Here is an 18,139-nt window from a genome sequence, read left to right on the forward strand (position 1 = left end):
GGTCGGCCGGTCGGCGCTACGGCCGGTGGGTCCGGAAGATCGCCGTGCCGGGCAGCAGGGCGCCGCGCACCGGTCCCCACCCGCCCCACACGGACGAGTTGTCCGTGGGCCACTCCGGCTCGACCAGGTCGTCGATCACGAGGCCCGCGGCGACGACGTCACGCACGTGGTCGCCCAGGGTGCGGTGGTACTCGGCGTAGACCGGTGCCCCCGAGGCGTCGCGCTCGACGTACGGGGTGCGGTCGAAGTAGGAGCGGTCCGCGGTCAGGCCCCGTTCGCCCGGGTCGTCCGGAAAGGCCCAACGGATCGGGTGGGTGACGGCGAAGACCCACCGACCCCCCGGCCGGAGCACCCGGGCCAGCTCGGCGTGGATCGCGGCCGCGTCGGGCACGAACGCGATGGCGCCGTACGCGGTGAAGGCCACGTCGAACGAGCCGTCCGCGAAGGGCAGGGACCGCGCGTCGGCGAGGACCTTCTCGACCGGGACCCCCGTGACGGCGTCGAGCTCGGCCGCCCGGGCGAGCATCCCCTCCGCGACGTCGGACGCGACGACGTCGACACCCTGCGCGGTGAGCCACCGCGAGCACTGTGCGGCGCCCGCGCCCACCTCGAGCACCCGCAGGCGGCGCAGCGCCGTCACCGGACCGAGCAGGTGCGCCTCGGCCTCGCGCAGTCCCTCGGGGCACCAGCGGAAGTCGGCCTCCCCGAGGAACGTGCCGTGCTCGGCCAGGTAGTCGCCGGCCCCGGCGCTCCACCACTCGGCGTTCGCCCGGGCGGCCGCCGCACCGTCGACGCTCTCGTAGCCCGCGCTCGTGATGTCCACCCGCCCAGTGTGGCCGAGGCGGGGGAGACCGACGTCACTGCCGTGCCGGGCCCGGGGCCGGGAGGGCCGGTTGCCCCGCCGTCTCCGGCGTCGGTAGGATCGACGGGCGCATGTATGTCTTCATGCTGCCTGCAGTTCAGCACCACCCATCCTGTCCGCACTACTTCCTGTCCGCATCGGAGTCCACAGCTCAATGACCACCACTACGCCCACGCAGCCGACGTCCCCCCAGGTTGCCGTCAACGACATCGGCTCGGCCGAGGACTTCCTCGCCGCCATTGACGAGACCATCAAGTACTTCAACGACGGGGACATCGTCGAGGGCACCATCGTCAAGGTCGACCGGGACGAGGTCCTCCTCGACATCGGCTACAAGACCGAGGGCGTCATCCTCTCTCGCGAGCTCTCCATCAAGCACGACGTGGACCCCGACGAGGTCGTCTCCGTCGGCGACAAGATCGAGGCCCTGGTCCTGCAGAAGGAGGACAAGGAGGGCCGGCTCCTCCTGTCCAAGAAGCGCGCCCAGTACGAGCGCGCCTGGAGCACGATCGAGAAGATCAAGGACGAGGACGGCGTCGTCACCGGCACCGTCATCGAGGTCGTCAAGGGCGGCCTCATCCTCGACATCGGCCTGCGTGGCTTCCTCCCCGCCTCCCTCGTGGAGATGCGCCGCGTCCGCGACCTCCAGCCCTACGTGGGCAAGGAGCTCGAGGCGAAGATCATCGAGCTGGACAAGAACCGCAACAACGTCGTCCTCTCGCGTCGCGCCTGGCTCGAGCAGACCCAGTCCGAGGTGCGCTCGCACTTCCTGCAGACCCTGCAGAAGGGCCAGGTCCGTCCCGGCGTCGTCTCGTCGATCGTCAACTTCGGCGCGTTCGTGGACCTGGGCGGCGTGGACGGCCTCGTGCACGTCTCCGAGCTGTCCTGGAAGCACATCGACCACCCGAACGAGGTCGTCGAGGTCGGCCAGGAGGTCACCGTCGAGGTCCTCGACGTCGACATGGACCGCGAGCGTGTCTCCCTCTCGCTCAAGGCGACGCAGGAAGACCCGTGGCAGGCCTTCGCGCGCACCCACGCCATCGGCCAGGTCGTGCCGGGCAAGGTCACCAAGCTCGTCCCGTTCGGCGCGTTCGTTCGCGTCGAGGACGGCATCGAGGGCCTGGTCCACATCTCCGAGCTCGCCCAGCGTCACGTCGAGCTGCCCGAGCAGGTCGCGAAGGTCGGCGACGACGTGTTCGTCAAGGTCATCGACATCGACCTGGACCGCCGTCGGATCTCGCTGTCCCTCAAGCAGGCCAACGAGGGCGTCGACCCCAGCAGCGAGGACTTCGACCCGTCGCTGTACGGCATGGCCGCGGAGTACGACGAGGCGGGGAACTACAAGTACCCCGAGGGCTTCGACCCCGAGACCAACGAGTGGCTCGAGGGCTACGAGACCCAGCGCGAGGCCTGGGAGGCCGAGTACGCCAAGGCGCACGCCCGCTGGGAGGCGCACAAGAAGCAGGTCGCGTCCGCCCAGGACGCCGACGCCGAGGCTGCCGACGCCGGGGTCTCCGGTGCGGGTCAGGCCGGCCCGGCGACCTACAGCTCGGCCCCGGCCGAGGCCGCCGGCACGCTGGCGTCCGACGAGGCCCTCGCCGCGCTGCGCGAGAAGCTCACCGGCAACTGAGCCACCCGGCTCTGAGCTGACGAGGCCCGCCGTCCCCCGAGGGGGACGGCGGGCCTCGCCGCGTCTGGGCCGACGGTCCTGCCGTACGGGCCCGACGCCTACCCGCGCGCTACCGGTGTCCCGCGTGCCCGCCGCCGACGAACCGCCTGCCGCGGGGTCCGGTCGCCTGCTTGCGCGCTACGGGTGGTCCGGGTGCCGTGGGGTTCGGGCGCCTGTGGTGCGCCGCCGGCGCTCCCGCCTGCCGTGGGTCCGGCGCGCGTCTCGTCGAGGTAGCAAGAAACGGGACGAGTCAGCAGGAATGTCGGTGCTGACTCGTCCCGTTGGGTGCTGATTAAGCTCGAACCTGCTGACTGAGCGCAGGTCCCTCGTCCGGTGCCCGGTGCCCGGTACCCGGATCCCGGTGTGGTCCAGCGCCTCCCTCGTCGAGGCAGTAGGCAACGGGACGAGTCAGCAGGAATGTCGGTGCTGACTCGTCCCGTTGGGTGCTGATTGGGCTCGAACCTGCTGACTGAGCGCGGGTCCCTCGTCCGGTGCCCGGTTCGCGGTGCCCGGATCACGGTGCCCGGTGCCCGGTGCCCGGTGCCCGGTGCCCGGTGCCCGGTACCCGGATCCCGGTGCCCGGTGCCCGGTGCCCGGTGCCTGGAGCGCGACTGGGTGTGAGCCTTCGCGCCACCGACGGTCCGGCTCGCGTGCCGCGTCGAGGTCCGCTCTCGCCGGGCCGTGCTCAGACCAGGGTGGCCGTGAGGGTGATCGTGGTGCCGGTCAATGCCTGGCTCACCGGGCAGCCCACCTTGGCGGCCTCGGCGATGCGCTGGAAGTCCTCCTCGGAGATGCCCTCGATCTGGGCGTTCACCGTGAGGTGGATGCCGGTGATGCCCTCGCCGGCGACGAACGTGGCCTCGGCGGACGTGTCCAGCTGGGCGGGCGGGGTGCCGTTCTGGTCGAGCTCGTTCGAGAACGCCATGGAGTAGCAGGTGGCGTGCGCGGCGGCGATGAGCTCCTCGGGGGAGGTGGTCCCCCCGGCCTCCTCCGCACGGGCCTTCCAGTTGACGTCGAACGTCCCGAGTCCGGAGGTGTCGAGCCGGGCGGTCCCGGAGCCCTGGAACAGGTTGCCCCGCCAGGTGGCGCTGCCCTTGCTCACGACTGGGTTCGGCATGGTGGTGTCCTCCTTCCCGGGCCCGGTCCCTCCGGGCTCGGTGTCATGCCCATCCTGCCGGTCCTCCTGCCGGGGCGCAGAGGGAGGCGGCGACGACGCCGGTAGCCTGGGCAGGTGCGCTCGTCTCCCGCCCCGGCCCGGCCGTGCTGAGCGTCGGCCTCACGGGCGGCATCGGCTCGGGCAAGTCGACCGTGGCCGCGGAGCTGGCGCGGCTGGGTGCCGTCGTCGTCGACGCCGACCGGATCGCGCGCGAGGTCGTGGAGCCCGGGACCCCCGGGCTCGCGGCGGTCGCCGCGGAGTTCGGGCCAGAGGTGCTCCGCCCGGACGGCTCGCTCGACCGTCAGGCTCTCGCCGCGCGGGTCTTCGCCGATCCGGCCGCGCTGCGCCGGCTCGGGGAGATCACCCACCCCCTCGTCGCCGCCGAGAGCCGGCGCCGGCAGGAGGCTGCGGCGCCGGATGCGGTGGTGGTCCACGACGTGCCCCTCATCGTCGAGAACGGCCTCGCCGACCACTACGACCTCGTCGTGGTCGTCGGCGCGGACGAGGACACCCGTACGGCCCGGCTGGTCTCCTCCCGCAGCATGACCGAGGACGACGCGCGTGCCCGGATCCGGGCCCAGGCCGACGACGACGCCCGCCGCGCCGTCGCCGACGTCTGGCTCGACAACTCCGGCACGACGGACGAGCTGCTCTCCGCCGTCGGCCGGCTCTGGCGCGAGCGGCTGCTGCCGGCGGCGCACGGGTCCGGCCTCACCGCAGGCTGACGACCCCCGGGAGGTAGCCCGCTGTCCGTCCGGCCGGCTGACCGCCTCCGGATGACCAGCGGGGCGCACTGCGGACATCGTCGGTGCGGGGATCTCCTCCTGGCCGGCCTGCTCCCGGAGGACCCCGGACCGTCCGCCCTGGGCCGAACGGCAGGCCCTCGCCCGCCCGATGTCAGTGCCCCGACGTACCGTTGACCCCATGCGCCCAGTGACCGACCTGCAGCGTGCGGTGGCACCCTTCGAGGTCGTCTCCGACTACGTCCCCTCGGGCGACCAGCCCACGGCGATCAAGGAGCTCACCGAGCGGCTGCGCGCGGGGGAGAAGGACATCGTCCTGCTCGGCGCCACCGGTACGGGCAAGTCCGCGACCACGGCCTGGCTCGTCGAGCAGGTGCAGCGGCCCACGCTGGTCATGGCGCCCAACAAGACGCTCGCGGCCCAGCTGGCCACCGAGTTCCGCGAGCTCCTGCCCAACAACGCCGTCGAGTACTTCGTCTCCTACTACGACTACTACCAGCCCGAGGCGTACGTCCCGCAGACGGACACCTACATCGAGAAGGACTCCTCGATCAACGACGAGGTCGAGCGGCTGCGGCACAGCGCCACGAACTCGCTGCTCACCCGCCGCGACGTCATCGTCGTCGCCTCGGTCTCGTGCATCTACGGCCTGGGCACGCCCCAGGAGTACGTCGACCGGATGGTCCAGCTGCGGATCGGCGACCGGGTCGACCGCGACGACCTCCTGCGCCACTTCGTGTCCATGCAGTACACCCGCAACGACATGGCGTTCACCCGGGGGACGTTCCGGGTGCGCGGGGACACGATCGAGATCATCCCCGTCTACGAGGAGCTCGCCATCCGGATCGAGCTGTTCGGCGACGAGATCGAGACCCTGAGCACGCTGCACCCCCTCACCGGGGACGTGGTGCGGCGCGAGGAGGCCGTCCACCTGTTCCCGGCCACGCACTACGTCGCCGGGCCGGAACGGATGGAGCGGGCGATCGGGACCATCGAGGCCGAGCTGGCCGAGCGGCTCGACGAGCTCGAGCGTCAGAACAAGCTCCTCGAGGCACAGCGGCTGCGCATGCGCACCACCTACGACATCGAGATGATGCGTCAGATCGGCACCTGCTCGGGCATCGAGAACTACTCGCGGCACATCGACGGCCGCGGGCCCGGCACCGCCCCCCACACCCTGCTGGACTACTTCCCCGAGGACTTCCTCCTCGTCATCGACGAGTCGCACGTCACCGTCCCGCAGATCGGGGCGATGTACGAGGGGGACATGTCCCGCAAGCGCACGCTCGTCGACCACGGGTTCCGCCTGCCCTCGGCGATGGACAACCGGCCGCTGCGGTGGGAGGAGTTCCTCGAGCGCATCGGCCAGACGGTCTACCTCTCCGCGACTCCCGGGCCGTACGAGCTGAGCCAGTCCGACGGCGTCGTCGAGCAGATCATCCGGCCCACCGGGCTCGTGGACCCCGAGGTCGTCGTCAAGCCGACCAAGGGCCAGATCGACGACCTCCTCGGCGAGATCCGCGACCGGGTCGACCGTGACGAGCGCGTGCTCGTCACGACGCTGACGAAGAAGATGGCCGAGGACCTCACCGACTACCTCCTCGAGCGCGACGTCCGCGTGCGCTACCTCCACTCCGACGTCGACACGCTGCGCCGGGTCGAGCTGCTGCGTGAGCTGCGGCTGGGGCAGTACGACGTGCTCGTCGGCATCAACCTCCTCCGGGAGGGGCTCGACCTGCCGGAGGTGTCCCTCGTCGCCATCCTCGACGCCGACAAGGAGGGCTTCCTGCGGTCCTCGACCTCGCTCATCCAGACCATCGGGCGCGCCGCGCGAAACGTCTCGGGCCAGGTGCACATGTACGCCGACAGGATCACGGCGTCGATGGCGCACGCGATCGAGGAGACCACCCGCCGCCGCGAGAAGCAGGTGGCCTACAACACCGAGCACGGCATCGAGCCGACGGCGTTGCGCAAGAAGATCGCGGACGTCACCGACATGCTCGTCCGGGAAGACATCGACACCGCCGAGCTGCTCGAGGGCGGCTACCGCGGGGCCGGCGGGAAGGACCGGAAGCGGGGCGGCACGACCGCCCGCGAGAAGCTCGCCGGTGCGGCTGCCAGCGAGCTGGCGCAGCTCATCCACGACCTCTCGGACCAGATGCACGCCGCCGCCGAGGAGCTCCAGTTCGAGCTCGCCGCCCGTCTGCGGGACGAGATCTCGGACCTCAAGAAGGAGCTCCGGCAGATGACGGCCGCGAACGCCTGACGCCGCATCCCTGGCCCGCGACGGCGTCGCCGGTGTTGCGAGCGCCACGGTGGACCCGCGTGGCCGGGCCCAGGGGGGTGCCGTATCCTGGCCGGGCGGAGGGGAGTATTCCCCACAACAGTGGTGCCGTCATCACGGCCGGTCGTGGACCGGCTCGGTGCCATCGGCCCGGCGATCCGTCGCCCGGGCGGGAAGAGACCTCCGGTACCCGCCCCTACGTACCGGAGGAAATGTGGACGTCCACGCTCTCGGTTGGATCCTGCTCATCGGCATCATCGTCGTGATGATCGCCGTCGACATCATCGGCCATGTCCGCACCCCGCACGCCCCCTCCATGAAGGAGGCCGCCTGGTGGTCGGTCGCCTACGTGGCCATGGCGATCGTCTTCGGCTTCATCGTGTGGATCGGCTACGGCGGTGTCTACGCCGGTGAGTACTTCGCCGGGTACGTGACCGAGAAGAGCCTCTCGGTGGACAACCTCTTCGTCTTCGTCATCGTCATCGCCGCGTTCCGGATCCCCCGGAAGTACCAGCAGGAGGTCCTGCTCGCCGGGATCGTCATCGCCATGGTGCTCCGGGCCATCTTCATCGCCGCCGGCGCCGCCGTCATCGAGAACTTCTCCTGGGTGTTCTACCTCTTCGGCGCGTTCCTCATCTACACGGCCGTCGCCCAGGCCCGCGAGGGCGTCGAGAAGCCGGACGAGCACGACGAGTACCACGAGAACGGTTTCGTCCGGCTCGTGCGCCGCTTCGTCCCGGTCACCGACGGGTTCGTCGGCGGCAAGCTCGTCCACCGCCACGCCGGCAAGACGATGATCACCCCGATGTTCCTGGCGATCCTCGCGATCGGCAGCGCCGACATCCTCTTCGCCGTCGACTCCATCCCGGCCATCTTCGGCCTCACCCGGGAGCCCTACCTGGTCTTCGCCGCCAACGCATTCTCCCTGCTCGGCCTGCGCCAGCTGTACTTCCTCATCGACGGCCTCCTCGACCGGCTCGTCTACCTGCACTACGGTCTCGCCGCCATCCTCGGCTTCATCGGCGTCAAGCTCCTCATCCACGCCCTCCACGAGAACGAGCTGCCCTTCATCAACGGCGGCGAGCACTGGGACGTCCTGCCCGAGCCGTCCATCGTCGTCTCGCTCCTGTGGATCGTCGGCGTCCTGGCCGTCACCATCGTGGCGAGCCTGCGCCGGAACAAGAAGGACGAGCGTCTGGCCGCCGCCGAGGAGGTCCTCAAGTCCGGTGGCGAGACCACCGAGGGGGAGCGGCACCTTCCCCGGGAGGAGGGTGCGGCCCCGCTGCCGTCGGACGCCCACGCGGGCGACGACCTCCGCGACGAGGACCGGCGCGCCGCGGCCCGCGGCGCCGGTGAGGGCCGGCGTCCGAACCACGACGACTGAGCGGCCGGTGACGGCGCGGTCGCCGGAGTCCATCCGCTCCCTCGAGCGCGGGCTCGGCGTCATCACGGTCTTCGACGCGGACCACCCCCGGCTCGGGCTGTCCGAGGTGGCGGCCCGCTCGGGCCTGCCCCGCGCCGTGGCCCGCCGCGCGCTGACCACCCTCGTCGAGCTCGGGTACGCCGAGCAGTCCGGGCGCGACTACACCCTCCGGCCGCGGCTGCTCGACCTCGGCTTCCTCCGCCTGGCCGACCTCAGCCTCGCCGACGTCGCTCGCCCGCACCTGTCGACCCTCTCGGACCGGCTCGGTGCGTCGGCGTCGGCGTCGGTGCTCGAGGCCGGCCAGATCGTCTACATCGCCCGCGCCGCGACCCGGGACCTCATGCGCGTGCGGATCCGGACGGGCACCCGGTTCCCCGCCGAGTCGACCTCGATGGGCCGGGTCCTCCTCGCCGCCCGCTCGCCCGAATGGATCGAGGGCTTCGTCGCGACCGTGCGGGTCGAGCGCCGCTCGCCGTACACGACGACGGACACCGACCGGCTGCGCTCGATCCTGGCGCTGACCCGCCGTCAGGGGTACGCCCTGGTCGACCAGGAGCTCGAGGAGGGGCTCCGGTCGCTGGCGGTGCCCGTACGGGACCGGACCGGCACCGTGGTCGCCGCCGTCAACGTCGCGACCATGGCCGAGCCGGGTGGCGCGGAGGCGTTCCTGCGCCGGGCCCTGCCCGAGCTCCGTGCGACCGCGGCAGCCGTCGAGGCCGACCTCGTGCCGGTCAGCCACGTCCTGTCCTGACGCCGCTGCCGGTCGGGCGCGTCCTGTGCTCACGCCGCGCCGGTATCCTCCCTGAACACCTGCACGGCTGGCGAACGAGGAGACGGTCCATGGACCCGGTGGCACCCCCGTCGGAGGGCCTGCAGTCCCTCGCCCGCGGCCTCGCCGTCATCGAGGCGCTCGCGGCCGCCGACGAGCCGATGACCCTGGCGAGGGTCGCCCAGTCCGCCGGGCTCAACCGCGCGGTGACCCGCCGCGTCCTCCTCACCCTGGTCGACGTCGGCTACGTCCTCGCCCACGGCCGGGACTTCACGCTGCGGCCCCGCGTCCTCGAGCTCGGCGAGGCCTACCGCGCGAGCCTGCGCCTGCCCGCCCTCGCGGTCGGCCCCATGCAGGACCTCACCCGGTCCACCGGGCGCTCCAGCGCGCTCGGGGTCCTCGACGGGGCCGACGTGGTCCACGTGGAGCGGGTCGCCGCGGGCCGGATCGTCGACGCCGTCCCGGACATCGGCACCCGGTTGCCTGCCCGCACGAGCGCCCTGGGCAGGGTCCTGCTCGCCGCGCTCCCCGAGGACGCCCTCCGCGACGTGCTGCGCGGCGGCGTCTCCGCCCCGTCGGCGGAGGATGACGACGACGGCAAGCTGGTCGCGACGCTCGCCGGCGTGCGGGCGCAGGGCCACTGCGTCGTGGCCGAGGAGCTGCAGCGTGGCCTCACCTCGGTGGCCGCACCGGTGCGGGACGCGACCGGCCGGGTCGTGGCGGCCGTCGAGCTCGCCCTGACGACCGTCACCCTCCCCGACGGGTGCGTGCCCGAGGAGGACGTCGCCGCGGTACGTGCCGCCGCCGAGGCGATCTCGGCGGCCGCCGCCGGGCTCTGACGGCGGCCGCCGCCGGGCTCTGACGGCGGGTCTACTCCTTGCAGGCCCCGAAGTGGTCCGCGTCCCGCCGCTCGACGTTGCCGCCCATCGCGATCGGGATGATGCCCACACCGGTGAGCGGCCCGCCCTGCCCGGCGGGGGTCTGCTCGGTCTGCCGGGCGCCGGCGTTGTCCGCGGCCGGTGTGCAGCGCAGCGGGTTGATGCCGTGGACGTGGGCCGAGGCCCCTACGGCGGGGGCGACCACGAGGCCGGCCGCACAGATGGCTGTGGCGAGGATCCTGCGCACGCTCATGCTGACTCCTTCGTCGGCGGGGCGCCCCACGTCGTCGTGGGACGTCGTCACCGGTGGTACGGCCGTCGACCCCGCACGGATTGCGACCGCGGCGGTCGGAGATCGAGGGTCAGTCGGCCCGGACCGCCAGCCGCCGCGCCAGCACCGCCGCCACGACGAGCTGGAGCTGGTGGAAGATGATGACGGGCACCGCGATCGTGGCCGCCGTCGCGACCGGGAAGAGGACGGCCGCCATCGGCAGGCCGGTCGCGAGGGACTTCTTCGAGCCCGCCATGAGCAGGGCGACCCGGTCGGCCCGGTCCAGCCCCAGCGCCTGCCCACCCGTCCACGTGGCGGAGAGCATCACCGCCAGGAGCGCGGCGGAGAGGAGCAGCAGCGCGGCGACCATGCCCCACGTGACCCCCTCCCACACGCCGGCCGCCGTGGCCGCGGTCACGGCGCCGAGGACCACGAGCAGGATCGTCCCGCGGTCCACCGTGAGCGTCAGCCACCGCCGAGCCCGGACCCATCCGCCGACGAACGGCTGGAGGAGCTGGCCCACGACGAACGGGAGGAGCAGCTGGAGCAGGACGTCGCGCAGGCCGCCCAGACCGACCGAGCCCGAGCGGCCCATGAGCGCGAGGACCAGCAGCGGCGTGACCACCATGCCCAGGACGTTGGAGAGCGTGGCCGCCGTGATCGCCCCGGCGACGTTCCCGCGTGCGATGGAGGTGAAGGAGACCGACGACTGGACCGTCGACGGCAGCAGGGTGAGGTAGAGCATGCCGGTCGCGAGCGCCGCCCCGAGCAGCGGCACCGCGGCGGCGTGCAGCAGCAGGCCGAGCAGCGGGAAGAGCAGGTAGGTGGCGGCCAGGATGCCGCCCTGGAGGCGCACGTTGCGCATGCCCGCGAGCACCTCCCGGGTGGACAGCCGCATGCCGTACACGAGGAAGAGCACCGTGACGGCGACGTCGCCGGCCGTGGCGACGACGTCGCGCACGGCCGCGGGGACGGGGACGAGCAGACCGAGGAGGAGGACGAGGACGAGCGCGACGACGAACGGGTCCACCCAGGTGCGCAGCGCGCGTCCGATCACCTGATGTCGCCGATGACCGGCTTCCACGCGCGGGCGGTGCGGCGGGTGATGAGGTGGGCCCGGTGGAACGGGTCGGGGTCGAGCGCCTTGACGGCCTCGTCGTGGTTCTCCGCCCGGACCAGCAGCAGCGCGCCGGGGGTGGCGTTGTCGAGCCACGGCCCGGAGGCGATGACGACACCCTTGCCGTTGAGGTCGGAGAGGAAGGCCCGGTGCTGGGGGCGGAGCGTCTCGATGTCCTTGGTGCGGTTGAGGTCGTAGACGTACTCGACGGCGAAGATCGTCATGGTCGTCAGGGTAGCGGCGCGCGGCCCGCCAGGGGTCGCGGTCACCACCCGCGGGCGCGCCACTGCTGCAGGTGCGGGCGCTCTGCGCCGACCGTGGTCCCGTCCCCGTGGCCCGGGTGGACGACCGTGTCGTCGCCGAAGCGGGCGAACACCCGCTCGGCCAGGTCGTCCATGAGCGAGGTGAAGTCCGCCGGCGACCACGTCCGGCCCGGCCCGCCCGGGAACAGCGAGTCCCCGGTGAGCAGGTGCACGCGGCCCGGATTCGGTGCGCTCGCCGGCTCGGTCAGGGCCAGCGCCACCGAGCCGGGGGTGTGCCCGCGCAGCGCGACGACGTCGAGCGTGAGGTCCCCGACGGCGACGGTGGCGCCGTGCACGAGCAGCCGGTCCGCCGGCACGGGCAGCTCCGACGCGTCCTGCGCGCCCGCGAGGACCTGCGCCCCCGTCGCCGCCACCACGGCGGCGAGCGCGCGGTGGTGGTCCCAGTGCCGGTGCGTGGTGACGACGGCGGTCAGCGGGTCGCCGCTCGCGGCGACGAGCTCGAGCAGGCGGGGGGCGTCGTCGGCGGCGTCGACCAGGATCTGCGCGCCGGGCACCGAGACGAGGTAGGCGTTGTTGTCCTCGGCGGAGACGGAGAGCTTGGTCAGGGTCACCGGCCCCAGGCGGTGGACGACGGGCGGGCCGCCGGGATGGACGTGGGAGGCGGCGTTCTCCGGGTCGGGCACGGCGGCGGGGGAGCGGGCGTCGTCCGGGTCGGGCATGGCGGGGGAGCCGGCGCCGTCGTGCGGCTCGGGACGGGGCATCGGTTCCTCCGGACGCGGACGTGACATCGAACACTCGTGCGATGTGGGTCAGTTCTGCCTATCATCTTGGGGTGAGTGACCAGCTTCTCGTGCGCGGCGCGCGCGAGCACAACCTCCGCAACGTCTCCATCGACCTCCCGCGCGACAGCCTCGTGGTGTTCACGGGCCTGTCCGGGTCGGGGAAGTCGTCCCTCGCGTTCGACACCATCTTCGCCGAGGGCCAGCGCCGCTACGTCGAGTCGCTCTCGTCCTACGCCCGGCAGTTCCTGGGGCAGATGGACAAGCCCGACGTCGACTTTATCGAGGGCCTGTCGCCGGCGGTGTCGATCGACCAGAAGTCGACCAACCGCAACCCGCGGTCGACCGTCGGCACGATCACCGAGGTGCACGACTACCTCCGGCTGCTCTTCTCGCGCGCCGGCACCCAGTACTGCCCGGTGTGCGGCGAACGGGTCACCGCCCAGACCCCCCAGCAGATCGTCGACCGGCTGCGCGAGATGCCCGAGGGCACGCGGTTCCAGGTCCTCGCCCCGGTGGTGCGCGGTCGCAAGGGGGAGTACTCCGAGCTCTTCCGGGACCTGCAGTCCCAGGGCTTCGCCCGCGCCCGGGTCGACGGCGAGGTCGTCCCGCTCAGTGAGCCGCCGACGCTGGAGAAGAAGCTCAAGCACGACATCGAGGTGGTCGTCGACCGCCTCGTCGTCCGGGAGAACGTCCGCCAGCGCCTCACCGACTCCGTCGAGACGGCGCTGCGGCTCGCCGACGGCCTCGTGCTCGTCGAGCTCGTCGACCTCGACGCCGACGACCCCGCCCGCGAGCGGCGCTACTCCGAGAAGCGCGCCTGCCCCAACGACCACCCGCTCGCGCTCGAGGAGATCGAGCCGCGGACCTTCTCCTTCAACGCCCCCTACGGCGCGTGCCCGGAGTGCTCGGGCATCGGCTCGCGCCTCGAGGTCGACCCCGAGCTCATCGTCCCCGACGAGGAGCTGAGCCTCGCCGAGGGTGCGGTGGCCCCGTGGGCCGCCCAGTCGGAGTACTTCCTGCGCCAGCTGCGGGCCCTGGCCGAGCAGCTCGACTTCTCCGTCGACGCGCCCTGGCGTGCGCTGCCCAAGCGGGCCAAGGACGCCGTCCTGCACGGCAACGACTACGAGGTCCGGGTGCGCTACCGCAACCGGTGGGGCCGGGAGCGGGCCTACACCTCCGGCTTCGAGGGCGCCGTCTCGTTCGTCCGGCGCAAGCACGCCGAGACCGAGTCGGAGTGGTCGCGGGAGCGGTACGAGGGCTACATGCGCGAGGTGGCGTGCCCGGTCTGCAAGGGTGCGCGGCTCAAGCCGGAGGTCCTGTCCGTGCGGATCGGCGACCTGTCGATCGCCCAGCTGTCGGACCTGTCGATCGCCGACGCCAAGGCGTTCCTCGACTCCCTGGTGCTCGGGCAGCGCGAGAGCGCCATCGCCGGTCAGGTCCTCAAGGAGATCCACGCCCGCCTCGGGTTCCTCCTCGACGTCGGGCTGAGCTACCTCACCCTCTCGCGCGGTGCGGCGACCCTCTCGGGCGGCGAGGCGCAGCGCATCCGGCTCGCGACGCAGATCGGCTCGGGTCTCGTCGGCGTGCTCTACGTCCTGGACGAGCCCAGCATCGGGCTGCACCAGCGGGACAACCGTCGTCTCATCGACACCCTCACCCGGCTGCGGGACCTGGGCAACACCCTCATCGTCGTCGAGCACGACGAGGACACCATCCGCGCCGCGGACTGGGTGGTGGACATCGGTCCGGGGGCGGGCGAGCACGGCGGCAAGGTGGTGCACTCCGGGCACCTCGAGGGCCTCCTCGCGGCGGAGGAGTCCGTCACGGGCGCCTACCTGTCCGGGCGGCGGCAGATCGTCACACCGACCAAGCGGCGCAAGGTCGACAAGAGCCGGCAGATCACGGTGGTGGGCGCCAAGGAGAACAACCTCCGCAACGTCACCGTCTCTTTCCCGCTGGGCACCCTCGTCGCCGTCACGGGCGTCTCCGGCTCGGGCAAGTCGACGCTCGTCAACTCCATCCTGTACCAGGTGCTCGCGAACCAGCTCAACCGCGCCCGCTCCGTGCCGGGCCGGCACACGAGGGTCACAGGCATCGACGACCTCGACAAGGTCGTCCACGTCGACCAGTCGCCGATCGGGCGCACCCCGCGGTCCAACCCGGCCACGTACACCGGCGTGTGGGACCACGTCCGCAAGCTCTTCGCCGAGACGACCGAGTCCAAGGTCCGCGGGTACGGGCCGGGCCGGTTCTCGTTCAACGTCAAGGGCGGGCGGTGCGAGGCGTGCAAGGGCGACGGCACGCTGAAGATCGAGATGAACTTCCTCCCCGACGTCTACGTCCCCTGCGAGGTCTGCGAGGGCGCGCGGTACAACCGGGAGACCCTCGAGGTCCACTTCAAGGGCAAGACGGTCGCCGAGGTGCTGCAGATGCCGATCGAGGAGGCGGCCGAGTTCTTCGGCGCCGTCCCCGGGATCACCCGGCACCTGCGCACGCTCGCCGACGTCGGGCTCGGCTACGTCCGGCTCGGGCAGCCCGCCCCCACCCTCTCCGGCGGGGAGGCCCAGCGGGTCAAGCTCGCCTCGGAGCTGCAGAAGCGCTCCTCCGGCCGGACGGTGTACGTCCTCGACGAGCCCACCACGGGGTTGCACTTCGAGGACATCCGCAAGCTGCTCGCCGTCCTCCAGGGGCTGGTGGACAAGGGCAACACGGTCGTCGTCATCGAGCACAACCTCGACGTCATCAAGAGCGCCGACTGGGTGGTGGACATGGGCCCGGAGGGCGGCTCCGGCGGCGGCACGGTCGTGGCCACCGGGACGCCCGAGCAGGTCGCCCGCGTCGCCGGGTCCTACACGGGGCAGTTCCTCGCCGAGGCGCTGCAGGACCGGCGGGTGCCGGCCGGGGTCTGAGGGACGCCCAGCCGCCCGGCGGCCGGGCACCCGCAGCCCGCCGGCCGGGCACCCGCAGCCCGCCGGCCGGGCAACCCGCCGGGAGCGCGCCCGGGCGTGGGATCGGCACGGCGCGGGCAGAGGTCCTCGCCCGGGCCGCGTGTGACGGCTAGCGTGTCGGCATGGGAGCACTCCAGACGTACAACGTCACGGTCGACTGGACGGGCGCGGACGAACGCGGCACGGCCAGCTACACGAGCTACTCGCGCGACCACGAGGTGCGGGTGGAGGGCAAGCCCACGCTCCTGGCCACCTCCGACCTCAAGGTGCGTACCGACGTCAGCCGCTACCGCGCGGAGGAGCTGTTCGTCGGCTCGATCTCGCAGGCGCAGATGCTGTGGTTCCTGCGCACGGCCGCCAAGCACGGCGTCGTCGTCCTCGCCTACACCGACCGGGCCATCGCCACGCAGCGGGTCGAGGGCGCCGGCTCCGGGCCGTTCGTCGAGGTGGTGCTGCGCCCGCGCGTCACGTACGCCGATCCGGTGGGGGAGGAGACCGCGGCGCGGCTGCACCACGAGGCCCGTGAGCACAACCACGTCGCCCGGTCCGTGAGCTTCCCCGTGCGGGTGGAGCCCGTGCACGCCCACTGAGACCCGCCCCGTAGCACCTGCGGCGCCGGGACGGCAGGGTCGCCGTCCTGACGTAGGCTCGAACACATGGCCGACCCGTCCACCTACCGACCCGCGCCAGGGGAGGTGCCCGACGCACCGGGGGTCTACCGCTTCCGCGACCCGCACGGCCGGGTCGTCTACGTCGGCAAGGCCAAGTCGTTGCGCTCGCGCCTCGCCAGCTACTTCCAGGATCCCTCCGCGCTGCACCAGCGCACGCGGCAGATGGTCACCACGGCGTCCTCGGTGGAGTGGACGGTGGTGGGCACCGAGGTCGAGTCCCTCGCGCTGGAGTACGCCTGGATCAAGGAGTTCGACCCGCGGTTCAACGTCAAGTACCGCGACGACAAGTCCTACCCGTTCCTCGCCGTGACCATGGGGGAGGAGATCCCCCGCGTCCAGGTCATGCGCGGCGCCAAGCGCAAGGGCACCCGCTACTTCGGCCCGTACACCCACGCGTGGGCGATCCGCGAGACGGTCGACCTGCTCCTGCGGGTCTTCCCGGTGCGGACCTGCTCGCCCGGGGTCTACCGCCGGGCGGCGTCCTCGGGCCGCCCCTGCCTGCTCGGCTACATCGACAAGTGCTCCGCGCCGTGCGTGGGACGGATCTCCCCCGAGGACCACCGCGAGCTCGCCGAGGAGTTCTGCCGGTTCATGGAGGGCGAGACGGGCCCGCACCTGCGCCGCCTCGAGAAGGAGATGCGCGCGGCCGCGGCCGCGCAGGACTACGAGCGTGCCGCCCGGCTGCGCGACGACGTCGCGGCCCTGCGCCGGGTGGTGGAGAAGAACGCCGTCGTCCTGCCCGACGGCACCGACGCCGACGTCTTCGCCCTCGTCGCCGACGACCTCGAGGCCTCCGTGCAGGTCTTCCACGTCCGGGGCGGGCGCATCCGCGGCCAGCGCGGCTGGGTGGTCGAACGGGTCGAGGACCTCGACGACGCCGGGCTCGTCGAGCACCTCCTCCAGCAGGTCTACGGCGACGCCGAGGCGTTCGCCGCCCCTGTCGCCCCGACCGACGAGCGCTCCGTGGGCAAGTCGCGGCGCCGCGTGCGCGACGGCGAGGCGACCAGCGTCGACGACGTCGTGCACACCCCGACGACGGCGGTGCCGCGCGAGATCCTCGTGCCCGTCCTGCCGGAGGACCTCGCGGGACTCACGGAGTGGCTCTCGGGCCTGCGCGGGTCGCGGGTGTCCATCCGGGTGCCGCAGCGCGGGGACAAGAAGACCCTCGCCGAGACCGTGCGGACCAACGCCGAGCAGGCGCTCCGGCTCCACAAGAGCCGGCGGGCCGGCGACCTCACGAGCCGCTCGCAGGCGCTGCGCGAGCTCGAGGAGGCCCTGGGGCTGTCCGAGTCGCCCCTGCGCATCGAGTGCTACGACATCTCCCACACCCAGGGCAGCCACCAGGTCGGCTCCATGGTCGTGTTCGAGGACGGGTTGCCCAAGAAGTCCGAGTACCGGCACTTCATCGTCCGCGGCGAGGACGGCGAGGGGGCCCGCGACGACACCGCCGCGATGGACGAGGTGCTCCGCCGGCGGTTCCGGCGCTACCTCGCCGAGCGCGAGGCGATGGCCGAGGCCCGGGAGAACGGCGACCCCGGTGCGCACGACACCGCCGAGCGCGCCGTGGGCGCCGCCCTGGCGGATCAGGACCCCGACCAGCTCGACGACGACGGCGTGCCGCTGCGCTCCGGGCCGGTCGACCCCACCACGGGCCGGGCGCGCCGTTTCGCGTACCCGCCCAACCTCGTCGTCGTCGACGGCGGCCAGCCCCAGGTGGCGGCGGCCGCCCGGGCCCTGGCCGACCTCGGCGTCGAGGACGTCGCCCTCGTCGGGCTCGCCAAGCGCCTGGAGGAGGTGTGGCTCCCGGGGGACGACTTCCCGGTCGTCCTGCCGCGCACCTCGCCGGCGCTGTACCTCCTGCAGCACCTGCGCGACGAGTCCCACCGCTTCGCCATCAGCCACCACCGCTCCCGCAGGGCCAAGGCGATGACCCGCTCCGTCCTCGACGGCGTCCCCGGGCTGGGGCCCACCCGGCAGGCCGCGCTGCTCAAGGCCTTCGGGTCGGTGAAGAACATCCGTGCCGCCTCCGTCGAGGAGGTCGCCGCCGTCAAGGGCGTGGGGCCGCGCACCGCCGTCGCGGTGCTGGAGGCCCTGGGGTCGCCGCCCTCCGCCGGGTCGCCCGGGTAGGACCGCCGGCGCGCGGCGCGCGGTGCGTTGCGCGCGGTGCGTGGCGCGAGGCGGACGTCGCCTCGGCGCGGCGTCCGGCCGGCACCGGGCCTGACGACCGCCGCACCACCGGGCCTGACGACCGCCGCACCACCGGGCCTGACGACCGCCGCACCACCGGGCACGCCCGGGCCGCT

General features: G+C 72.6%; 15 protein-coding genes. 9 read left to right on the top strand and 6 right to left on the bottom strand.

Translation table 11 applies throughout. The features are described 5' to 3' along the window. Nucleotides 1-16: 16 nt before the first annotated feature. Nucleotides 17-817, bottom strand: a complete 801-nt coding sequence (locus AAEM63_RS06785) for a class I SAM-dependent methyltransferase (RefSeq protein WP_246006295.1) — start codon at nt 815-817, stop codon at nt 17-19. A gap of 199 nt (nt 818-1,016) precedes the next feature. Here AAEM63_RS06785 and rpsA point away from each other — a divergent pair, with 199 nt between their 5' ends. Further along, a complete protein-coding gene (gene rpsA / locus AAEM63_RS06790) occupies nt 1,017-2,492 on the top strand; it encodes a 30S ribosomal protein S1 (RefSeq protein ID WP_123918218.1) in 1,476 nt (491 codons plus the stop codon). A 724-nt stretch (nt 2,493-3,216) separates the two neighbouring features. On the opposite strand, the gene AAEM63_RS06795 is transcribed toward rpsA, so the two are convergent. Then, complete coding sequence (locus tag AAEM63_RS06795) at nt 3,217-3,648, bottom strand: OsmC family peroxiredoxin (RefSeq protein WP_123918220.1); 432 nt, start codon at nt 3,646-3,648, stop codon at nt 3,217-3,219. 143 nt (nt 3,649-3,791) lie between these two features. On the opposite strand from AAEM63_RS06795, the gene coaE reads away from it, so the two are divergent. The 5 genes from coaE to AAEM63_RS06820 all read left to right on the top strand — a co-directional run bounded on the left by coaE (nt 3,792) and on the right by AAEM63_RS06820 (nt 9,745). Beyond that, on the top strand, nt 3,792-4,412 hold the full coding sequence (gene coaE, locus AAEM63_RS06800) for a dephospho-CoA kinase (RefSeq protein WP_123918222.1): 621 nt from the start codon (nt 3,792-3,794) through the stop codon (nt 4,410-4,412). Nucleotides 4,413-4,611: 199 nt separating this feature from the next. Continuing rightward, entirely contained in the window at nt 4,612-6,696 is a 2,085-nt protein-coding gene (uvrB, locus tag AAEM63_RS06805; protein WP_341360846.1) for an excinuclease ABC subunit UvrB, read from the top strand. 232 nt (nt 6,697-6,928) lie between these two features. Further along, complete coding sequence (locus tag AAEM63_RS06810; RefSeq protein ID WP_341360847.1) at nt 6,929-8,098, top strand: TerC family protein; 1,170 nt, start codon at nt 6,929-6,931, stop codon at nt 8,096-8,098. Nucleotides 8,099-8,105: 7 nt separating this feature from the next. Next, the gene (locus tag AAEM63_RS06815; protein ID WP_341360848.1) at nt 8,106-8,888 is read left to right on the top strand and encodes an IclR family transcriptional regulator C-terminal domain-containing protein; all 783 of its coding nucleotides are present in this window, start codon (nt 8,106-8,108) and stop codon (nt 8,886-8,888) included. 89 nt (nt 8,889-8,977) lie between these two features. Further along, nucleotides 8,978-9,745 (top strand): IclR family transcriptional regulator C-terminal domain-containing protein, encoded by a 768-nt coding sequence (locus AAEM63_RS06820; protein ID WP_341360849.1) that lies wholly within the window; start codon nt 8,978-8,980, stop codon nt 9,743-9,745. Between the two features lie 31 nt (nt 9,746-9,776). Here AAEM63_RS06820 and AAEM63_RS06825 read toward each other — a convergent pair whose 3' ends face one another. From AAEM63_RS06825 to AAEM63_RS06840, 4 genes are all read right to left on the bottom strand, one after another. Beyond that, entirely contained in the window at nt 9,777-10,037 is a 261-nt protein-coding gene (locus tag AAEM63_RS06825; RefSeq protein ID WP_123918230.1) for a hypothetical protein, read from the bottom strand. Nucleotides 10,038-10,146: 109 nt separating this feature from the next. Continuing rightward, nucleotides 10,147-11,112, bottom strand: coding sequence for a bile acid:sodium symporter family protein (locus AAEM63_RS06830; protein ID WP_341360850.1), 966 nt, complete (start codon nt 11,110-11,112; stop codon nt 10,147-10,149). Next, nucleotides 11,109-11,396: a YciI family protein gene (locus AAEM63_RS06835; RefSeq protein ID WP_123918232.1), complete on the bottom strand. Its 288-nt coding sequence runs from the start codon at nt 11,394-11,396 to the stop codon at nt 11,109-11,111. The genes AAEM63_RS06830 and AAEM63_RS06835 overlap by 4 nt, the downstream gene beginning before the upstream one ends. A 41-nt stretch (nt 11,397-11,437) precedes the next feature. After that, nucleotides 11,438-12,196, bottom strand: a complete 759-nt coding sequence (locus AAEM63_RS06840) for an MBL fold metallo-hydrolase (protein ID WP_341360851.1) — start codon at nt 12,194-12,196, stop codon at nt 11,438-11,440. 71 nt (nt 12,197-12,267) lie between these two features. Here AAEM63_RS06840 and uvrA point away from each other — a divergent pair, with 71 nt between their 5' ends. The 3 genes from uvrA (at nt 12,268) to uvrC (ending at nt 17,963) form a co-directional block, all read left to right on the top strand. Next, a complete protein-coding gene (uvrA, locus tag AAEM63_RS06845) occupies nt 12,268-15,126 on the top strand; it encodes an excinuclease ABC subunit UvrA (RefSeq protein ID WP_123918234.1) in 2,859 nt (952 codons plus the stop codon). Nucleotides 15,127-15,287: 161 nt separating this feature from the next. After that, the gene (locus tag AAEM63_RS06850) at nt 15,288-15,755 is read left to right on the top strand and encodes an OsmC family protein (protein ID WP_123918236.1); all 468 of its coding nucleotides are present in this window, start codon (nt 15,288-15,290) and stop codon (nt 15,753-15,755) included. A 66-nt stretch (nt 15,756-15,821) separates the two neighbouring features. Then, nucleotides 15,822-17,963, top strand: a complete 2,142-nt coding sequence (gene uvrC, locus AAEM63_RS06855) for an excinuclease ABC subunit UvrC (RefSeq protein WP_123918238.1) — start codon at nt 15,822-15,824, stop codon at nt 17,961-17,963. Nucleotides 17,964-18,139 lie beyond the last annotated feature (176 nt).

It is taken from the genome of Georgenia sp. M64 (genome assembly GCF_038049925.1).
Taxonomy (GTDB): Bacteria; Actinomycetota; Actinomycetes; order Actinomycetales; family Actinomycetaceae; genus Georgenia.

Excerpts from the sequence above, each read along its gene's own strand:
- uvrB (WP_341360846.1), top strand. The coding sequence starts at position 4,612 with ATGCGCCCAGTGACCGACCTGCAGCGTGCGGTGGCACCCTTCGAGGTC.
- AAEM63_RS06835 (WP_123918232.1), bottom strand. The coding sequence starts at position 11,396 with ATGACGATCTTCGCCGTCGAGTACGTCTACGACCTCAACCGCACCAAG.
- AAEM63_RS06820 (WP_341360849.1), top strand. The coding sequence starts at position 8,978 with ATGGACCCGGTGGCACCCCCGTCGGAGGGCCTGCAGTCCCTCGCCCGC.
- uvrC (WP_123918238.1), top strand. The coding sequence starts at position 15,822 with ATGGCCGACCCGTCCACCTACCGACCCGCGCCAGGGGAGGTGCCCGAC.
- AAEM63_RS06850 (WP_123918236.1), top strand. The coding sequence starts at position 15,288 with ATGGGAGCACTCCAGACGTACAACGTCACGGTCGACTGGACGGGCGCG.
- AAEM63_RS06795 (WP_123918220.1), bottom strand. The coding sequence starts at position 3,648 with ATGCCGAACCCAGTCGTGAGCAAGGGCAGCGCCACCTGGCGGGGCAAC.
- AAEM63_RS06825 (WP_123918230.1), bottom strand. The coding sequence starts at position 10,037 with ATGAGCGTGCGCAGGATCCTCGCCACAGCCATCTGTGCGGCCGGCCTC.
- rpsA (WP_123918218.1), top strand. The coding sequence starts at position 1,017 with ATGACCACCACTACGCCCACGCAGCCGACGTCCCCCCAGGTTGCCGTC.
- AAEM63_RS06840 (WP_341360851.1), bottom strand. The coding sequence starts at position 12,196 with ATGCCCCGTCCCGAGCCGCACGACGGCGCCGGCTCCCCCGCCATGCCC.